The following is a 16,685-nucleotide window of genomic DNA, read 5'->3' as shown; positions in this document are numbered from 1 at the left end:
CCCACCTGGGGCCCCGCAGCGTGAGGTTGGGGTATGGAAGTTCGCCGGACCACGGTGCGGGACATGCGCCGGTCCAACCGCTCGGTGATCCTCACCAGCATCTACCGCGACGGTCCGCTGAGCCGCCAGGAGCTGACCGGCCGGACCTCGCTCAGTGCGGCCAGCGTGAGCAACCTGGTCGCCGAACTGATCGCCGAAGGCGTCGTCGAGGAGGCCGGTTCGGTCGAGTCCGAAGGCGGCCGGCCGCGGGTGCTGTTGCGCGTGGCACCGACCTTCCGGTACGTCGTGGGCGCCGAGGTGGGGGAGACCCGGGTCCGCGTCGAGCTGTTCGACCTGGCCATGAACGTGCTGGCCCGGGCCGACCACCCGATCAGTTCGCCGACGCCCGAAGAGGTCGTGAAGCACGTCCTGGAAGGACTTTCGGCCGTGGTCGCGTCCTCGGGAGTGCGCCCGGAGCAGATCCTCGGCCTCGGGGTCGCGGTCTCAGGTGTCGTCGAGGACAACGCGATCGTCGACGCGCAGACGCTCGGCTGGGACGCCGTACCGCTCGCCGCGATGCTTGCCGAGGGCACCGACATACCGGTGCACGTGGACAACGGCGCGAACATGCTCGGCCAGGCCGAGATGTGGTTCGGTGCGGGCCGCGGCGCGACCGACGTGGTCGTGGCCCTGGTCGGCTCCGGTGCGGGCTCGGCCCTGGTGGCCGGCGGCTCCAGCTACCGCGGCGCCCGCAGCAGCGCGGGCGAGTGGGGTCACATGACGATCGTGTACGGCGGCCGCCAGTGCCGCTGCGGCGCGCTGGGATGCCTCGAGACGTACGTCGGCGCGGAAGGCGTCCTGGACCGGTACCGGCAGGCCGGGGGTGTGGCCGACGGTGACGAGGAGACCGCGTTCGTCGAGCTCCTGGAGTCGGATTCGGAGCTCGCGGCAACGATCGTCGACGACACGATCGGCTACCTGGCCGCGGGTTTCGCGAACCTGGTCAACCTGGTGAACCCCGAGCGCATCGTGCTCGGCGGCTGGGCCGGCCTGCTGCTCGGCGAGAAGCGCCTGGACGAGTTGCGCTCGGAGGTCGGCAAACACGCCCTCCGCCGCCCCTACGCCCAGGTCTCCATCGTCCTGTGCGAACTGGGCCGCGACGCCGTCGCGCTAGGCGCCGCGACCCTCCCCGTGGTACGCCTGCTCCGCGACGGCGGCGCAGTACGCGGCTGAAGTGTGCACGGCGACAGGTAGTGCACCCGTGAGACGGCGTACGCAATAGCAGGTTCACGCTCAGGTGCACTACCGCGGCGACCGACACCTCCTGTCGAGCTTGTACGACAGCGGCCGCCCCGTCGCACGACCCCGATGCACAGAACCCCCACAGCCGGCCCGCAACCCCCATTTCAGGGGTTCACCTTCGCCGGTGCCCCTTCACCTGCCGTGTGCGAGGGGTGAAGGGGCACTTTGCGTGGTGAACCCGCGAAATGGGGCCGCCGGGGTGGGGCGTGAGCCGGGCGGTGTGTCGGGGGTCAGACGGTCCACTTCTGGTTGGCTGCGCCGGTGCAGGTCCAGGTCTGGAGGGGTGTGCTGTTGGCGGAGTTGTTGCCGGTGACATCGAGGCACTTGTTCGCCTGCGGGTTCACCAGGTCGTGGCCGGAGGTGTAGGTCCATTTCTGCGCGCCGGTCCCGTTGCAGGTCCAGAGCTGGACCTTGGCTCCGTCGGCGAGTGAGCCGGCGTTGACGTCGAGGCACTTGCCGAGCGCGCGGATCGTGCCGTCACCGGGGCGCGTCCACTTCTGCGCGTTCGTGCCGTTGCAGTCGTACAGCTGCACCGGCGTACCGTCGGCGGAGTTCGCGGCCGCGACGTCCATGCACTTTCCGGCCAGGCCGGTGATCTGCGAGCCGCCGCCGCCCGAGCTGCCGAGCGTGGAGACGCGGACGTAGTCGACGGTCATGGTCTGCGGGAAGACTGTCGTACCGTCCGGGTAGCCCGGCCAGTAGCCGCCGACCGCGAGGTTGAGGATCATGAAGAACGGGTGGTTGAAGACCCAGGTGTTGCCGCCGAGGTCGGCCGGCGTACGGCGCTGGTACTGCACGCCGTCGACGTACCAGGTGATCGAGTCCGGGGCCCAGTCCACCGCGAAGGTGTGGAAGTCGTCGGCGAACGACCAGCCGTTCGGATGGTTGTACGCGGCACCGATCCCGCCGGCGCCGGAGTAGCCCGGGCCGTGGATCGTGCCGTGCACGGTGGCCGGCTCCTTGCCGATGTTCTCCATGATGTCGATCTCGCCGTCGTTCGGCCAGTTGCCGCCGCCGAGCATCCAGAACGCGGGCCAGATCCCTTGCCCGCGGGGGATCTTGATGCGGGCCTCGAACCGCCCGTACGTCTGGGTGAAGGTCTGCGCGGTGAGCAGCCGGGCCGACGTGTACTGGCACGGGCCGTAGTGGCACTGGTAGCCGCCGTTCTCCTGCCGGGCGGTGATCACCAGGTTGCCGTTGCCGTCCAGCGCGGAGTTGCGGGTGCTGTTGGTGTAGTACTCCATCTCGTTGTTGCCCCAGCCGCCGCCGCCGATGTCGTAGCGCCATTTGGCGGGGTCGGGGGCCTGGCCGGCCGGGCCGTCGAAGGTGTCCTCCCAGACCGTCGCCGTCGTGGCGGCGGCGGCCTGCTGGTGCCCGGTGGCCGCGGGCTGGAGGAGGGCAGTGCCGGCGAGTGCGGCACCGATCGCGAGGAACGCGAGCATGCGGGGACGCTTCATGAGTACCTCATTTCGGGGGCGTCTGAATGAGGGCAATGACTGGCCCGCAGCGTGCCGTGAGAACGCTCCCACGTCAACCCCGCGACTAAATAAAAGATCTGAAAAAAGTCTCGGTTTCGCCGTTGACACCGATATGCACGAATGGTTACCTCGTGCTGACCACCTGTTGCGGCGCGGGCAGACGCCGGCAACTCGAACCGCCCCATACTCCTTTAAAACAAGGGAGAACCGCCCCATGCCCGCGAAACGGCTTTTGCCGGCCGCGGTCGCCGCGCTCTGCGTGGCCGCCGCCGGACTCGGCTTCGGAACCGCTGCACCCGCCGTCGGCTCGGTCGCCGCCGGCGAACAGGTCAACATCTGGCTGACCACCACCAACGACTCGGCCGGCCGCACCGTGACCCGCGGTCTGCAGCAGCAGACACCGGTGAACTTCGGACCGGCCGGCGGGACCGCGAACCAGACCGTCACAGTCAACGAGAACACCACGTACCAGTCCTTCGAGGGCGGCGGCGCCTCGTTCGCGGACAGCTCCGCCTGGCTGCTGAACAGCAGCAACGTCATCTCGGCCGCGACCCGCGACCAGGTGATGCGGGACCTGTTCGACCCCGTGAACGGGATCGGTCTCGCGTTCGTCCGGAACCCGATGGGCGCCTCCGACCTCGCCCGCTTCAACTACTCCTACGACGACACCTGCTGCGACCTGAACGACTTCAGCATCCAGCACGACCTCGCCGACGTCGTACCGCTGACCAAGCAGGCGCGGCAGCTCAACCCGGCGTTGAAGGTGATGGGCTCGCCGTGGAGCGCGCCGGCCTGGATGAAGGACAACAACGACTTCGTGCACCGCGGCTGGCTGAAGTGGGAGTACGCGCCGATGTACGCGCAGTACTTCGTGAAGTACCTGCAGCAGAACGAGGCGCAGGGCAACCACATCGACTACATCTCGGTGCAGAACGAGCCGACCTGCTGCGGCAGCGACAGCACCGGCTACGCATCGATGAACTGGAACGGCTCCGGCCTGCTCGAGTTCACCAAGAACAACCTGATGCCCGCGCTGCAGGCGGCCGGGCTCACCACCAAGGTGCTGATCCTCGACTACAACTGGGGCAACTACAACGACCTCGGTTCGGTCCCGATCGCCGACGCCGCGCTGCGCAACCATCCGAACTTCGGCGGGATCGCCTGGCACGGGTACGGCGGTGACGTGAACCTGCAGACACAGGTGCACAACCAGTACCCGGGCGTGAACGCGTACATGACCGAGCACTCCGGCGGTACGTGGATCGCGAACCAGCAGGTCGAGGACATGAACAACCTGATCGACTACACCCGCAACTGGGACAAGTCGTGGGTCAAGTGGGGTATCGCGCTCGACGAGGACCACCTGCCGTACGTCGGCGCCGGCTGCAACGTCTGCACCGGGCTCGTGACGGTGCACCGCAACGACGGCCAGCGTGGTCAGGTCACCAAGACGGTCGAGTACTACACGATGGGCCACCTGACGAAGTTCGTGAAGCCGGGTGCGCTGCGGATCGACTCGACCGCGAACAGCTCGGTGAAGAACGTGGCCTGGAAGAACCCCGACGGCTCCAAGGCGCTGATCGCCTTCAACACCACGGGCAGCTCACAGTCCGTGCGGGTCAACTGGGGCTCGCAGTCCTTCGTCTACACGCTGCCGACCAAGACGTCGGCGACGTTCACCTGGTCGGGCTCGCAGAGCGGCGGCGGTGGTACGAGCGGACAGATCACCGGCCTGGGCGGCAAGTGCGTCGACGTCGCCGGTGCGAACTCCGCCGACGGTACGCCGGTGCAGCTGTACGACTGCAACGGCACGACGGCCCAGCAGTGGTCCCGTCCTGGTGACGGCACGCTCCGCGCGCTCGGCAAGTGCCTGGACGTCTCGGGCGGCTCTGTGGCCAACGGCGCCAAGGTGCAGCTGTGGACGTGTAACGGCAGCGGGGCGCAGCAATGGAACTACACGAGTGGCAATGACCTGGTGAATCCACAGGCGAACAAGTGTCTCGACGTCACCAACAACACCTCCGCCAACGGCACCCCACTGCAGCTGTGGAGCTGCACGGGTGCGGCCAACCAGAAGTGGACCATCTCATGAAGCGATTACTCGCAGTGGGCGCGACGCTCGTCCTGGGACTGACTCTGGCTGCACCGGCTGTCACGGCTCAGGCAGCCACCGGTGCCGTCACCGGTCTGGCCGGCAAGTGCATGGACGTCGCCGCGGCGAACAGCGCCGACGGTACGCAGGTCCAGCTGTACGACTGCAACGGTACGAGCGCACAGCAGTGGACGCGCTCCAGCGACGGGACCCTGCGCGCACTGGGCAAGTGTCTGGACGTGTCCGGTGGTTCTGTGGCGAACGGCGCCAAGGTGCAGCTGTGGACGTGTAACGGCAGCGGGGCGCAGCAGTGGACGTACACGTCCGGGCGTGACCTCGTGAACCCGCAGGCGAACAAGTGCCTCGATGTCACCGGCAACAACTCCGCGAACAGTACGCCGCTGCAGCTGTGGAGCTGCACCGGTGCGGCGAACCAGAAGTGGAACGTCCCGGCGGCGGACGACGGACCGCCGCCGGCGGGCGGTGCGCCGATGGCGGCCGCGCCGTACCTCTACCAGGGCTGGGGTGACCCGCCGAACCCGGCGACCGTGATGAACGCGTCCGGCGTGAAGTGGTTCACGATGGCCTTCATCCTGTCGAACGGCTACTGCAACCCGCAGTGGGACGGTTCACGACCGCTGACCGGCGGCGTCGACCAGCAGGCGCTCAACACGATCCGCTCCAACGGCGGCGACGTGGTGGTCTCGGTCGGCGGCTGGTCCGGCAACAAGCTGGGACAGAGCTGCGGTACGGCGAGCGAGCTGGCGGCGGCGTACCAGAAGGTGATCAACGCGCTGTCGCTGAAGGCGATCGACGTGGACATCGAGGACCAGGAGTTCTCCCAGGCCGCCGTCCGGCAGAAGGTCGTCGACGCGCTGAAGATCGTCGAGCAGAACAACCCGGGGATCGCGACGTACCTGACCTTCGGGACCACGACGTCCGGGCCGGACGGCAACGGTCAGGACCTGATCCGGCGCGGCGCGGCGTCCGGGCTGAACCTGGACGGCTGGGTGATCATGCCGTTCGACTTCGGCGGCGGGTCGACCAACATGGGCACGCTGACCCGGCAGGCGGCCGACGGGCTGAAGAACCAGGTGAAGGCGGCGTACGGGCTGAGCGACGACGCGGCGTACCGCAAGATCGGCATCTCCTCGATGAACGGCATCACCGACGTCGCGGGGGAGCGCGTCAACCTGTCCGACTTCGAGTCGATGCTGTCGTACGCGTCCGAGCACCACCTGGCCCGCTTCACGTTCTGGTCGGTCAACCGCGACCGCCCGTGCACAGGCGGCAGCGCCGACAGCTGCTCCGGCATCTCCCAGAACCCCTGGGACTTCACCAAGGTCATCGGCCGCTACCGCGGCTGACCTGAGCGATCCGGACACTGCCCACCTGGAGATCTTCCAGGTGGGCAGTTCCATTTGACCCTCCTGTAACCGGAGGGTGGAAGCTTGGGGCATGACGGCGACGGTGACGGTGGGGGAGTTCTCCCGCCTGACGCATCTGAGTGTGAAGACCCTGCACCACTACCACGACATCGGCCTGCTCGCCCCGGTCACGATCGACGCGTCGTCGGGCTACCGGCGCTACGGGACGGACCAGGTCGACACCGCGCTGCTGATCCGGCGGCTGCGGGAGCTGCGGATGCCGCTCCCGGATGTCCGGGCGGTGGTCGAGGCGTCCGACGGGCCGGCGCGCGAGGAGACGCTGCGTGCTCATCTCGAGCGGATGGAGCAGGAGCTCGCGCACACCCGCGAGGTCGTCATGTCACTGCGTCAGCTGCTCACGCCCGGTCGACCGATCCTCGACGTGCAGTACCGGTTCATCCCGCCGTTCCGTGCCTACGGCGTGTCCGGGCACGTGGTGCGGGAGGAGATCGGGCCGTGGTGCGAGTTCGCCTTCGGCCGGCTCGACGCCGTCGGCGCCGACATCCGGGCGACGCCGGGAGCGACGTACTCCGACGAGTTCTTCACCGAGGACGCCGGCCAGGTGACCGCGTTCCTGCCGGTCGCGCTCGACCAGCCGCCGGCCGACGGGGTGGACCTCGTCGACCTCCCGGGCGGGTACTTCGCGATCGCCGTGCACGCCGGTCACATGACCGACTTCGACCGGACGTACGGCGCGCTCGGCAGCCACGTCGCGGAGTACTGCGAGATCGCGCCCGGCCCGATCCGTGAGCTGTATCCCATCGGCCCGGGGGACGTCCCCGATCCTGCCGACTACCGAACCGAGGTCTGCTGGCCGATCCAGCGGATCCCAGTACTGAAAGGCTGAGCATGTCCATTTCTCTTGAGAGCATCGCCTTCGACTGTGCCGACGCCGCCGCGCTGGCCGGCTTCTGGGCCGGTGTCTTCTCGACCGATGTCGATGCGGACGGCAACGAATTCTTCGCGACCGTGAACCGGGAGGCGCCCGGGCCGACGCTGATGTTCCTCCAGGTCCCGGAGCCGCGCAACGGCAAGAACCGCCTGCACGTCGACCTGGCCGCGACCGACTGGGCCGCCGAGGTCGACCGCCTCGTCGGCCTGGGCGCCAAACGCGTCGACGAGCACAACGAGTACGGCACGCACTGGCTCACGCTCGCCGACCCGGAGGGCAACGTCTTCGACGTCGCCGAACACTAGGCCCTGTGTGGCCCAGGTCCAAGGGATTGCCAGGTCGTCGCCCGGGGAGGAGGGTGAGAAGTGTCCGGCGGCGCCGCCGGGGCGCTGCCCTGAGCGTAAGGGGGGTGGATCGTGTACGCGCGTTCCACCACGATCAATGCCGCGCCGGCGTCGGTCGATGCCGGCATCGCGCAGGTGCGCGACGAAGTGATGCCGATGCTGCTCGACCTGGACGGCTGTATCGGCCTGTCAATGATCGTCGACCGGGAGTCCGGCCGATGCATCGCGACCAGTGCCTGGCAGTCGGAGGAGGCGATGCGGGCCTCCGACGAAGCGCTCCGGCCGGTCCGCGAGCGGATCGCGGAGACCATGGGCGGGTCCGGTCCGCAGGTGCAGGAGTGGGAGATCGCCGTACTGCACCGTGACCACCGTTCGTCCGCCGGCGCGTGCGTCCGGGCGACCTGGGTGAAGATCGACCCCGCGACGATGGACCGGGCGATCGACGTCTACAAGCTGGCGTCACTGCCGCGGCTCGAGGACCTGGCCGGGTTCTGCAGCGCGAGCCTGCTCGTCGATCGGGCCTCGGGCCATGGGGTGTCCTCGGTGACGTACGACAGTCAGGAGGCGATGAACAGTAACCGGGAGGCCGCCGCCTCGATGCGTGCCTCGACCTCCAAGGACGCCGGCGCGGAAGTCCTGGACGTCCGCGAGTTCGAGCTCGCCATCGCGCACTTACGGGTGCCCGAGATGACCTGACAGCTCAGGGAGCGTGACCGAAGGTGGCGGTGAACGCCTCCCGGAACAGGTCCGCCAGGTCGGGCTCGCCGTCGTCGGCGGCCCAGCGCAGCAAGGCGGTGTGAGTCACTCCGAGTACGGCGCTCGCGGCCGCGCGGGCGCCGTACTCCTGGCTGGGACCGATCGCGTTCACGAACGCTTCCTGCAGGCGGAACTGGCTGTCCAGGTGACGGGCCTGGAGCGCCGGGGTCGAGATCATCAGCCGGAGGCGTGCGAGCAGCAGGTCGTGCTCGGTGGTGGCCACCAGGTCGAGGATGGTCACGACAGTGCGGCCGATGCGGTCGGTGAGTGAACCGGTGGCCGGGAGCTCCGCGATCGTGGCCGCGGTCAACTGGTCGAAGTCGTCGTACAGGACCAGGTCTTCCTTGGTGGGGAAGTTCCGGTAGACCGTCATCGCCGAGACGCCGGCCGCGTCGGCGACGTCGTTCACCGTGGTCGCGTCGTACCCGCGGTCGGTGAACAGGCGCAGCGCCTGCCGCTGGATGCGTTGCCGGGTGTCGGCACGCTGGCGGTCCCTCAAGCTCATGTGGTAGATACTAACAACATGATAGTTTCTAACATGAAGGACAGGGTGGCGTTGGTGACCGGGGCCTCGCGCGGCATCGGGCGAGCGATCGCTGAGCGGCTGGCCGCGGCGGGAGCCGAGGTGGCTGTGCACTACCACCAGGACAAGGCCGGTGCGGAGGAGACGCTGGAGCGGATCGGCGGGCGCGGGTTCGTGATCGGCGCCGAGCTAGGTGTGCCGGGGGATACCGACGCCGTCGTCGATCAGTTGACCGTGGGGCTGGCAGGCCGGCGGTTGGACGTGCTCGTGAACAACGCGGCGGCATCGCCCGCGGGTCCGATCGGTACGGACACGGAGGCGGCTTTCGACCGGTTGATGGCAGTGAACGTGCGCGCGCCGTACTTCCTGATCCAGCGCTTGCTGCCGGTGCTGTCGGACGCGGGCCGGATCGTGTCGATCTCGTCGGTCGCGACCCGGATGGCGAACCCGGCGCAGACGTCGTTCGCGATGACCAAGGGTGCGCTCGAGACGATGACGCGCACGTTGGCGCAGCAGTTGGGTGCGCGAGGGATCACGGTCAATGCCGTCGCGCCCGGTGCGACCCGGACCGAGGCGAACGGGGCGTTCTTCGAGGCGCCGGGGCTGACGGAGTTGATCGTCGCCCAGACGGCGCTCGGCCGGCTGGGCGGTGGTGACGATGTCGCCGAGGTGGTCGCGTTCCTCGCCTCACCCGCGGCACGATGGATCACCGGGCAGGTCGTGGATGCGTCCGGCGGGCTACACCTCGGCGTCGGCTGATTCGCTGTCGAGGAAGAGCCGTACGCCGGGGTGGGTGCGCAGCGCCGTACCGGGGTGGTCCGGGCTGATCGGCTGCGTGAGGGTGTCGTGGACGGCTTGGCGCTTGACGGCTCCGGGGACGGATCCGATCAGCGCGCGGGCGTTCAGCAGCCGGGGGATGGTGACGGTGATCGCGTGGGTCGGTACGTCGTCCATGCCGGGGAAATTGCCCTCGTCGACCTGCTGCTTGCGGCTGGTCTCGTCCAGTGCGACCAGCCGGACCGCCTCGGCGGCGCTGAAGTCGGCGGGCGGGTCGTTGAACGCCAGATGCCCGTTGACGCCGAGGCCGAACAGGACGAGGTCGAACGGCTCGTCGCCCATCAGCTTCGCGTAGGCGTCCGGCCCGTCCTCGGGATCCAGCGGGCGAAACGTTGCCTGCGGCACCTTGTCGAGGAAGTTCCGGCGCAGCCAGTTCCGGAACGACTGCGGCGCGGCGGGATCCAGCCCGACGTACTCGTCCATGTGGAAGCACTCGACCCGGCTCCAGTCGAGGCCCGGTTCGGCGGCGAGCGCGGTCAGGGTCGCGATCTGGCTGGGGGCGGCGGCGAGCATGATCCGGGCCCGTCCGTCGGCCGCGATCGCCCTCAGGATCTCCCCGGCGGCGGCGGTCGCGGCAGCGCGGCCGAGCTCCTCGCGGCTCGGATGCGTGCTGATGCGCGGAGCGTGCTCGACTGTCATGGACCCTCCTGGCGGCGTGTGTACTGGGGAAAGCCTCGCACAACCGGGGGTTTTCCCCCGGTCGGTACGGTGGATGACCAGACCGGAAGACGGCGGCTGGCTCCAGTGTGTGGACAGGGTCCACGGATCTAGCGTCGTCCGCATGCTGACGACGACGAATCAGGTGATGATGGCCGCGCTGCAGGCGACGCAGGAACCGACCGGTGGGGTGGCCGGGTGGGCGATCGATCTCATGGAGCGGCTGGGTCCGGCCGGAGCGGGGGTCGCGGTCGCGCTGGAGAACCTGTTCCCGCCGTTGCCGAGCGAGGTGATCCTGCCGCTGGCCGGGTTCGCGGCGGCGCGCGGCGACTTCGGGCTGGTCGCCGCGATCGTCTGCACCACGCTCGGGTCGGTGATCGGCGCGCTCGCGCTGTACGGCGTGGGCGCGGTGCTGGGCCGCGACCGGATGCGGGCGCTAGCCGGGAAGCTGCCGCTGGTGAAGGTGCGCGACGTCGACAAGGCCGAGGAGTGGTTCGTCCGGCACGGCGCCAAAGCGGTGCTGATCGGGCGGCTGGTTCCGGTGGTGCGCAGCTTGATCTCGGTGCCCGCCGGCGTGGAGCGGATGCGGGTCGCGCTGTTCCTGCCGCTGACCGCGATCGGCAGCCTGGTGTGGAACTCGTTGCTGATCCTGGCCGGGTATCAGCTCGGCGAGCGGTGGCATCTGGTGGAGTCGTCGGTCGGCGTGTTCCAGAAGCTGGTGATCGTGGCCGCGGTGGCGGCGGTCGGGTGGTTCGTCGTGGTGCAGCTTCGGACCAGGCGTTCGGATAGTGAGAAAGTCCAGTAGACGGCTCGACTTTGACTACTCTCGAGACTGTTGCTGCACAGTTGCCGCCGAGGTTCCGGGAGATGGGTCAGATGCCGTCAGTCGCGTTCGAGTCGAAGGTCGCGCCGGAACCACCGGTCTGGCCCCAGTCGGTGGTCACGGTGGTGGGCAACCCGCGCGCCGGATCACGCACCGCGGCCGCGGCGGCGTCCGTCGCGGAGCTGCTCGCCTCCGAGCTCGGGACGCCGTACCGGATCGACGAGCTGATCGACCTGGTGACGCTGGCGCCGGCGATCTTCCAGGGCGACCAGGCAGGCGCGGAAACGCAGTCCGCGCTGGAGACCGCGATCGAGCTGGTGTCGTCGGCGTCGGTCATCGTCGTCGCGACACCGGTCTACAAGGGCAGTTACACCGGCCTGCTGAAGAGCTTCCTCGACGTGCTGCGTCCTTCGGCGCTGGCGGGCTCCGTGGTCGTCCCGGTGACGGTGTCGGCCGCGCCGAGCCACAAACTGCTGGCCGACCAGCATCTGCGGCCGGTGCTGGCCGAGCTGGGCGCGAGCGTCCCGGTGCCGGGCGTGATCTTGGAGGAGCGCGATCTGGAGGACCTGCAGGTCGTCCTGTCCGGCTGGATCCGCGACAACGCCGGCATCATCCAGGCCACCACGATCGCCCTGCAGCCGGTCGCCGAGCCGACGCCTGCCCGATAGCGCACAACCCGGCGCGTGCCGGGCGGTCCAGGACCTATCGTCGGTCTGTGGACGATCGGGCGCGGGTCGAGCGAAACCGGGTGGCCTGGGACCTGCGCGCCGCCGCGCACGTGTCGTCCGGGTTCTACGACGTCGCCGGGTTCCGGGCGGGCGGCAGTTCGCTGCGGCCGTACGAGGTCGAGGCGGTGGGCGACGTCCGCGGACGGCGACTGCTGCACCTCATGTGTCACTTCGGGCTGGACACGTTGTCGTGGGCACGGCTGGGCGCCGACGTCACCGGGGTGGACTTCTCCGCCGAGGCGATCGACGCGGCGCGACAGTTGGCCGACGAGGTCGGTTTGCCGGCGCGGTTCGTCCAGGCGGACGTGTACGACGTGCCCGACGTACTGGAGCCGGCGTCGTACGACGTGGTGGTGGCGACGTACGGGGTGCTGGTGTGGCTGCCCGATCTGGGCGAGTTCGCGCGGGTGGTGGCGCGGATGCTGCGCCCCGGTGGGACCGTCTTCCTCGCGGAATTCCATCCGCTGCAGGCGATGGTGGACGAGGAGCTTCGGGTCCGTACGTCGTACTTCCGCACCGGCGCCGTCGATCGTGAGGTGACGACCAGCTACACCGGGCAGGACGTGCCGGAACACGTGCAGAGCACCTGGCCCTGGACGGTCAGCGGATTGGTGAACGCACTGACGAGCGCCGGCCTGCACATCGACCGCCTCGACGAACTCCCCGTGGACCTACGCCGGCGGAGCCCGTCGATGCTGCAGGACGCCGCCGGGCTGTGGCGTCTGCCGGGTGATCCCATACCGCTGCTGTTGACGTGCCGAGCTCATCGCCCTGGCACGGGATGAATGCCGAGGGCGCCGAAGCGTGCGGTCAGCCCGCCAGGTGCGGCCCGACCTTGAACACCCGGCGGTGGGTGTGGACAGGTCATGCGCTGTCCACACCTACCAGGAGATGTCCAAGGTTCAGTCGTTGTGGGTGGGTTGAGTTGGGGCGTGGCGGAGGGTTGCTGTTGCGGGGATGAGGGTGGAGGCGAAGGTGAGTGCGGCGGCTGCTCCGATGATTACCAGGTAGATCCAGAACGGGCCTGTGGGGAGGGCATCGTTCGCGACCTTCGCGGAGAACGGCAGGAGGCAGGCGAGCGCGACGGCGGTGCCCAGCGTGATGCCCGTGAGGGTGACCAGCGTGCTTTCGGTGGTCAGCATGCGGAGCACCTGGAAGCGGGTGGAGCCGGTCAGCCGTTGCAGGGCGAACTCGCGGCGGCGGCGCAGCGTGGTGGACACCAGCGTGTTGACGACCGAGACCGCGGTGTACGCGATCAGCATGCCGACCAGCATGTAGTTGATCCACGCCTGCGTCTGCAGGTCCTCGACGTTCGAGGCGACGAGCGTGCTGCGGTCGGCGACCTGGACACCCGGGTGGGTGGTGGCGAGCTTGGCCAGAGCCGGTCGTACGTCGGCACCGGGCTCGGCGCGGACCAGGACCTGCTTGGTCAGACCGTCGGTCGTGTGGGCGGAAACCAGGGACGCGGGCAGGATGATCGACTCGTATCCACGCTCGGCCGCGAACGTCGCGACCACCCGCAGCTTCACAGTGATCCCGTCGCCCAAGGTCATCGTGATCTCGGAGCCGATGCCGCGACCGGTCTTGCTGGCCATGTACTCCGGGATCGCCGCGGTCGACCCACTCAGCCCGGCGAGCGATCCGCTCGTCAGCCGCACCGGCGCCGTACCGTTCGCGCCCTGCGCGTCCACGCCGATCACCGGCGCGCCGTCCTCGTCGAACGGAGCCTTCCGCGGGTCGTCGACCGCGCCCATGCTCCGGACGAACGCCGACGCGCTCGCCACGCCGGGGACCGCTCGCACCTCGGAGACCAGCCTCGGCGAGAGGCCCGCGTCCGAGACCAGTACGGCGTCGGCTCGCAAGTCCCGCGTGAACGCCTCGGAGGAAGCGTGGACCTGCGTGGTCTGCATGTACAGGTTGGCGGTCGAGATGCCGACGGCAAGCATCACCGGCATCGCGGCGGCGGACAATGCCACCGTGCGCGCGGACAGGTTGCGGATCGCGAGCCGGCCGCTCACCCGGGTCAGTGCCTGGACCGGCCAGCGCCAGATGCCCAGCACCAGCTTGGTCCAGAACGGGCCGAGCAGCGCGACACCGATCGCCCAGCACAGGATCGACGGTCCGGCGGTCGACGCGGCAAGCGGGCCGGTCATCACGGTCGCGGTCACGATCAGGAGCGCGAGGCCGCCGCCCAGGAACAGCAGGCCGAACAGCAATCGCACCCAGCTGAACCACTTGCGCTGCAACGACGCCTCGACGAGCGCCTCGACCGGCTTGATCTTCGCCGACTTGCGCGCGGCGATCAGCGCGGCGCCGATCGCCGCGAGAACCGCCGCGCCGGCGCCGGCCGCGAACGGGATCCAGCCCTGGGCGAACTCGATCACCGGCGACGCGACACCGTGCGAGCTGAGCTGGTCGAAGAGGAAGCGGCCGAGGAAGATCCCTGGCACGCATCCCAGGACGACAGCCGGCAGCGACACCATCAAAGCCTCGCCGAGGATCATCCGCCGCACCTGACCGGGCGTCGTACCGATGCCGCGGAGCAGCGCGAACTCACGCTCGCGGTGCTGAGCGGCGAGCGCCAGCGTGGACGCGACCACGAACATCATCGTCATCGTCGCGATACCGCCGAACGAGCCGGCGACCGCGATCAACGCCGTACGGCGGGACTCGGCGTCGGGGTGCTCGGCCAGGCCGCGGTCGACGCCGGCGCGGACGGTCAGGTTTCCGTCCACCTCCTGCAGCTTGTGCTTCACCTCGTCGAGGTCGGTGCCGGGGGCAACCAGTACGCCGACGTCCGCGAAGCGGGACGGGTTGCGGACGAAGCTCGCGGCGTCCCGGTCGGCGAAGAAGGCGTGGCCGGAGGCCTGCGGGGCGATGCCGCTGATCGTGAAGGTCTTCGGCTCACCGTTGATCAAGAGCGTCAGGTGCTCGCCCACTTTCCCCGACGAGACCACTACCTGACCGGATCGCGGCGCGTGCCCGGTGCCGAGGTGGTACGGCGCGAGCGCAGCGCTCGACCAGTTGTGGCCCTCGGCAACCACAGGTCCGGACGAGCCGTTGACGGCGGTGACGGTGTAGTCGCCCACGGCGGAGGTGACGCCTTCGGTGGAACGGATCTTGGGGAGCAGGTCGACGGGGACGCCGACGCGTTCTGACAGGGGAGTGGGGTCCTCGACGCCGGGGCGGTGGTGGGACTGGTTGCCGGTGACGACCAGGGAGGCCGCGGCCAGCCGGTCGGGCTCGACGTTGGAGCGGATGCCGGTTTCCATCAGGCCGCCGCACGCCATCACGATCGCGGTACCGAAGACGACCGCGACGAACGTCGCGATGAATCCGCTCTTGCGGTGCCGCAAGGTGCGGACGGCGAGGCGCATCATCCCGCCACCGCCTGCAGGTTGGATCGCGCGCCCAGGTGAGTCATCCGGTCGGCGACCGCTTCGGCGGTGGGCGAGGTCAGGCTGCCCGCCAGCGCGCCGTCGGCGAGGAAGACCACCTGGTCGGCGTACGACGCGGCGACCGGGTCGTGCGTGACCATCACGACCGTCTGGCCCTGGGAACGCACGGGCTCGCGAAGCAGTTCGAGGACGTCGGCAGCGGTCTGGGTGTCGAGCGCGCCGGTCGGCTCGTCGGCGAAGATCACCGCGGGCCGGGCAACGAGCGCGCGGGCGATCGCGACCCGCTGCTGCTGGCCGCCGGACAGTTCGCCCGGGCGGTGCTTGTGCCGGTCGCCGAGGCCTACGCGGTCCAGAACCTGCCGTACGGCGGCCTTGTTCGGCCGGCGCCCGTCGAGCTCCTGCGGCAGGCAGACGTTCTGCCAGACCGTCAGCGCGGGCAGCAGGTTGAAGGACTGGAACACGAACCCGATCCGCTCCCGCCGCAGCTCGGTCAGCCTGCGCTCGCTCAGGCCCGCGAGCGGCTGTCCGTCGATGTACACGCTGCCGGACGTCGGCCGGTCGAGCCCGGCGGCACAGTGCAGGAAGGTGCTCTTGCCCGACCCGGACGGGCCCATCACCGCGGTGAAGGTGCCGGGGGCGAATTTCATCGAGATCCCGTCGAGGGCGGTGACGGTGTTCCCGCCACGGCCGTAGACCCGTCGTACATCCTGCAGGACGACCGAGTATCCGGCCCCGTCGACTGCTTCCTGCGTCCTCTTCTTCATGCCGTCGACGCTACGGAGCGACGGCGCCGCGCCCCATGGTGCTGAACCGACGACAGGGGTGGACGAAAGTCCACCCTAGGAACGGAACAAGGCTCGTGCTCCGGCGAGGTAAGTGCTGGGCGTCACATCACCGATGATCAGCCGCTGCAGGACGAAACCGGGGATCAGGGCGAGCAGAACCTGGGCGATGTACTCGGGTGCGACGTCGGGGTCGACGGTGCCGTCGGCCTGGGCCCGGCGGGCGACCGCCTCGAAGTTCCTGCGGAGCACGGTGTACTTGTCGCAGGCAGTGGCCATGATCGCCGGGTTCCGTAAGGCCTCGGCCCAGGCCTGGATCGCGACCCGGGTGACGTCGCCGCCCGGGCGTTCGGCGACCGCCACGACGTGGTTGATCGCCGCTTCGAGAGCCATCAGCGGTGTGACGGCCTGCTCCGTCGCCAGGATCTTCTGGAACAGCTCGTCGATCGTGCTGAGCGCGTCCTCGGCGATCGCCGCGACGATCTCTTCCTTGCTCTTGAAGTAGCCGTACACGGCGCCCGCGGACAGCCCGGACTCGCGGATCACGTCGGCCATCGTCGTCTTGTGGAAGCCCTCCTCGATCACGCAGGTGCGGGCCGCCGCGACGATCTGCGCGCGGCGCGCCAGCCGGTGTTCCTCGGTGACCTTGGGCACGTCCGCAACATAA

General features: G+C 69.2%; 16 protein-coding genes. 10 read left to right on the top strand and 6 right to left on the bottom strand.

Annotation, left to right across the window (positions count from 1 at the left end):
- Positions 1-33: 33 nt before the first annotated feature.
- Positions 34-1,212 (top strand): ROK family transcriptional regulator, encoded by a 1,179-nt coding sequence (locus AB0L64_RS33845; protein ID WP_363716874.1) that lies wholly within the window; start codon positions 34-36, stop codon positions 1,210-1,212.
- Positions 1,213-1,511: 299 nt separating this feature from the next.
- Here the strand turns inward: AB0L64_RS33845 and AB0L64_RS33840 are convergent, their stop codons facing one another.
- Positions 1,512-2,738: a family 16 glycosylhydrolase gene (locus AB0L64_RS33840; RefSeq protein ID WP_363716872.1), complete on the bottom strand. Its 1,227-nt coding sequence runs from the start codon at positions 2,736-2,738 to the stop codon at positions 1,512-1,514.
- 235 nt (positions 2,739-2,973) lie between these two features.
- On the opposite strand from AB0L64_RS33840, the gene AB0L64_RS33835 reads away from it, so the two are divergent.
- The 5 genes from AB0L64_RS33835 (at position 2,974) to AB0L64_RS33815 (ending at position 8,210) form a co-directional block, all read left to right on the top strand.
- Complete coding sequence (locus AB0L64_RS33835; protein WP_363716870.1) at positions 2,974-4,851, top strand: ricin-type beta-trefoil lectin domain protein; 1,878 nt, start codon at positions 2,974-2,976, stop codon at positions 4,849-4,851.
- Positions 4,848-6,218 carry a ricin-type beta-trefoil lectin domain protein gene (locus AB0L64_RS33830; protein WP_363716869.1) on the top strand — a complete coding sequence of 457 codons (1,371 nt, stop codon included), beginning with the start codon at positions 4,848-4,850 and terminating at the stop codon, positions 6,216-6,218. The genes AB0L64_RS33835 and AB0L64_RS33830 overlap by 4 nt, the downstream gene beginning before the upstream one ends.
- Before the next feature lie 91 nt (positions 6,219-6,309).
- Positions 6,310-7,125 carry a MerR family transcriptional regulator gene (locus AB0L64_RS33825; protein ID WP_363716867.1) on the top strand — a complete coding sequence of 272 codons (816 nt, stop codon included), beginning with the start codon at positions 6,310-6,312 and terminating at the stop codon, positions 7,123-7,125.
- Between the two features lie 2 nt (positions 7,126-7,127).
- A complete protein-coding gene (locus tag AB0L64_RS33820) occupies positions 7,128-7,475 on the top strand; it encodes a VOC family protein (protein WP_363716865.1) in 348 nt (115 codons plus the stop codon).
- A 111-nt stretch (positions 7,476-7,586) separates the two neighbouring features.
- Positions 7,587-8,210 (top strand): hypothetical protein, encoded by a 624-nt coding sequence (locus AB0L64_RS33815; protein ID WP_359925419.1) that lies wholly within the window; start codon positions 7,587-7,589, stop codon positions 8,208-8,210.
- A gap of 4 nt (positions 8,211-8,214) precedes the next feature.
- Here the strand turns inward: AB0L64_RS33815 and AB0L64_RS33810 are convergent, their stop codons facing one another.
- On the bottom strand, positions 8,215-8,775 hold the full coding sequence (locus tag AB0L64_RS33810; protein ID WP_363716863.1) for a TetR family transcriptional regulator: 561 nt from the start codon (positions 8,773-8,775) through the stop codon (positions 8,215-8,217).
- A 33-nt stretch (positions 8,776-8,808) separates the two neighbouring features.
- Here AB0L64_RS33810 and AB0L64_RS33805 point away from each other — a divergent pair, with 33 nt between their 5' ends.
- A complete protein-coding gene (locus AB0L64_RS33805) occupies positions 8,809-9,552 on the top strand; it encodes an SDR family oxidoreductase (RefSeq protein WP_363716862.1) in 744 nt (247 codons plus the stop codon).
- Here AB0L64_RS33805 and AB0L64_RS33800 read toward each other — a convergent pair.
- On the bottom strand, positions 9,532-10,269 hold the full coding sequence (locus AB0L64_RS33800; protein ID WP_363716860.1) for a 6-phosphogluconolactonase: 738 nt from the start codon (positions 10,267-10,269) through the stop codon (positions 9,532-9,534). The two genes, AB0L64_RS33805 and AB0L64_RS33800, sit on opposite strands and share 21 nt — an antisense overlap.
- A 142-nt stretch (positions 10,270-10,411) precedes the next feature.
- Here AB0L64_RS33800 and AB0L64_RS33795 point away from each other — a divergent pair, with 142 nt between their 5' ends.
- The 3 genes from AB0L64_RS33795 (at position 10,412) to AB0L64_RS33785 (ending at position 12,623) form a co-directional block, all read left to right on the top strand.
- On the top strand, positions 10,412-11,092 hold the full coding sequence (locus AB0L64_RS33795) for a DedA family protein (protein ID WP_363716857.1): 681 nt from the start codon (positions 10,412-10,414) through the stop codon (positions 11,090-11,092).
- A gap of 71 nt (positions 11,093-11,163) precedes the next feature.
- Positions 11,164-11,778 (top strand): NAD(P)H-dependent oxidoreductase, encoded by a 615-nt coding sequence (locus AB0L64_RS33790; protein WP_363716855.1) that lies wholly within the window; start codon positions 11,164-11,166, stop codon positions 11,776-11,778.
- Positions 11,779-11,825: 47 nt separating this feature from the next.
- A complete protein-coding gene (locus tag AB0L64_RS33785) occupies positions 11,826-12,623 on the top strand; it encodes a class I SAM-dependent methyltransferase (protein ID WP_363716853.1) in 798 nt (265 codons plus the stop codon).
- Between the two features lie 117 nt (positions 12,624-12,740).
- On the opposite strand, the gene AB0L64_RS33780 is transcribed toward AB0L64_RS33785, so the two are convergent.
- From AB0L64_RS33780 to AB0L64_RS33770, 3 genes are all read right to left on the bottom strand, one after another.
- A complete protein-coding gene (locus tag AB0L64_RS33780; protein ID WP_363716850.1) occupies positions 12,741-15,218 on the bottom strand; it encodes an ABC transporter permease in 2,478 nt (825 codons plus the stop codon).
- Positions 15,215-16,000, bottom strand: coding sequence for an ABC transporter ATP-binding protein (locus tag AB0L64_RS33775; RefSeq protein WP_363716848.1), 786 nt, complete (start codon positions 15,998-16,000; stop codon positions 15,215-15,217). The genes AB0L64_RS33780 and AB0L64_RS33775 overlap by 4 nt, the downstream gene beginning before the upstream one ends.
- Positions 16,001-16,075: 75 nt before the next feature.
- Complete coding sequence (locus AB0L64_RS33770) at positions 16,076-16,672, bottom strand: TetR/AcrR family transcriptional regulator (protein WP_355698727.1); 597 nt, start codon at positions 16,670-16,672, stop codon at positions 16,076-16,078.
- Between the last annotated feature and the right edge of the window lie 13 nt (positions 16,673-16,685).

The organism is Kribbella sp. NPDC051936, assembly GCF_040680955.1.
GTDB lineage: Bacteria > Actinomycetota > Actinomycetes > Propionibacteriales > Kribbellaceae > Kribbella.
The sequence above is the reverse complement of the archived record's forward strand: the minus strand, read 5'-3'. Positions and strand labels throughout refer to the sequence as shown.

Bases quoted from the DNA above. Each gene is read 5' to 3' on its own strand.
- AB0L64_RS33845 (WP_363716874.1), top strand. From the start codon at position 34: ATGGAAGTTCGCCGGACCACGGTGCGGGACATGCGCCGGTCCAACCGC.
- AB0L64_RS33840 (WP_363716872.1), bottom strand. From the start codon at position 2,738: ATGAAGCGTCCCCGCATGCTCGCGTTCCTCGCGATCGGTGCCGCACTC.
- AB0L64_RS33835 (WP_363716870.1), top strand. From the start codon at position 2,974: ATGCCCGCGAAACGGCTTTTGCCGGCCGCGGTCGCCGCGCTCTGCGTG.
- AB0L64_RS33830 (WP_363716869.1), top strand. From the start codon at position 4,848: ATGAAGCGATTACTCGCAGTGGGCGCGACGCTCGTCCTGGGACTGACT.
- AB0L64_RS33825 (WP_363716867.1), top strand. From the start codon at position 6,310: ATGACGGCGACGGTGACGGTGGGGGAGTTCTCCCGCCTGACGCATCTG.
- AB0L64_RS33820 (WP_363716865.1), top strand. From the start codon at position 7,128: ATGTCCATTTCTCTTGAGAGCATCGCCTTCGACTGTGCCGACGCCGCC.
- AB0L64_RS33810 (WP_363716863.1), bottom strand. From the start codon at position 8,775: ATGAGCTTGAGGGACCGCCAGCGTGCCGACACCCGGCAACGCATCCAG.
- AB0L64_RS33805 (WP_363716862.1), top strand. From the start codon at position 8,809: ATGAAGGACAGGGTGGCGTTGGTGACCGGGGCCTCGCGCGGCATCGGG.
- AB0L64_RS33800 (WP_363716860.1), bottom strand. From the start codon at position 10,269: ATGACAGTCGAGCACGCTCCGCGCATCAGCACGCATCCGAGCCGCGAG.
- AB0L64_RS33795 (WP_363716857.1), top strand. From the start codon at position 10,412: ATGCTGACGACGACGAATCAGGTGATGATGGCCGCGCTGCAGGCGACG.
- AB0L64_RS33790 (WP_363716855.1), top strand. From the start codon at position 11,164: ATGCCGTCAGTCGCGTTCGAGTCGAAGGTCGCGCCGGAACCACCGGTC.
- AB0L64_RS33780 (WP_363716850.1), bottom strand. From the start codon at position 15,218: ATGATGCGCCTCGCCGTCCGCACCTTGCGGCACCGCAAGAGCGGATTC.
- AB0L64_RS33775 (WP_363716848.1), bottom strand. From the start codon at position 16,000: ATGAAGAAGAGGACGCAGGAAGCAGTCGACGGGGCCGGATACTCGGTC.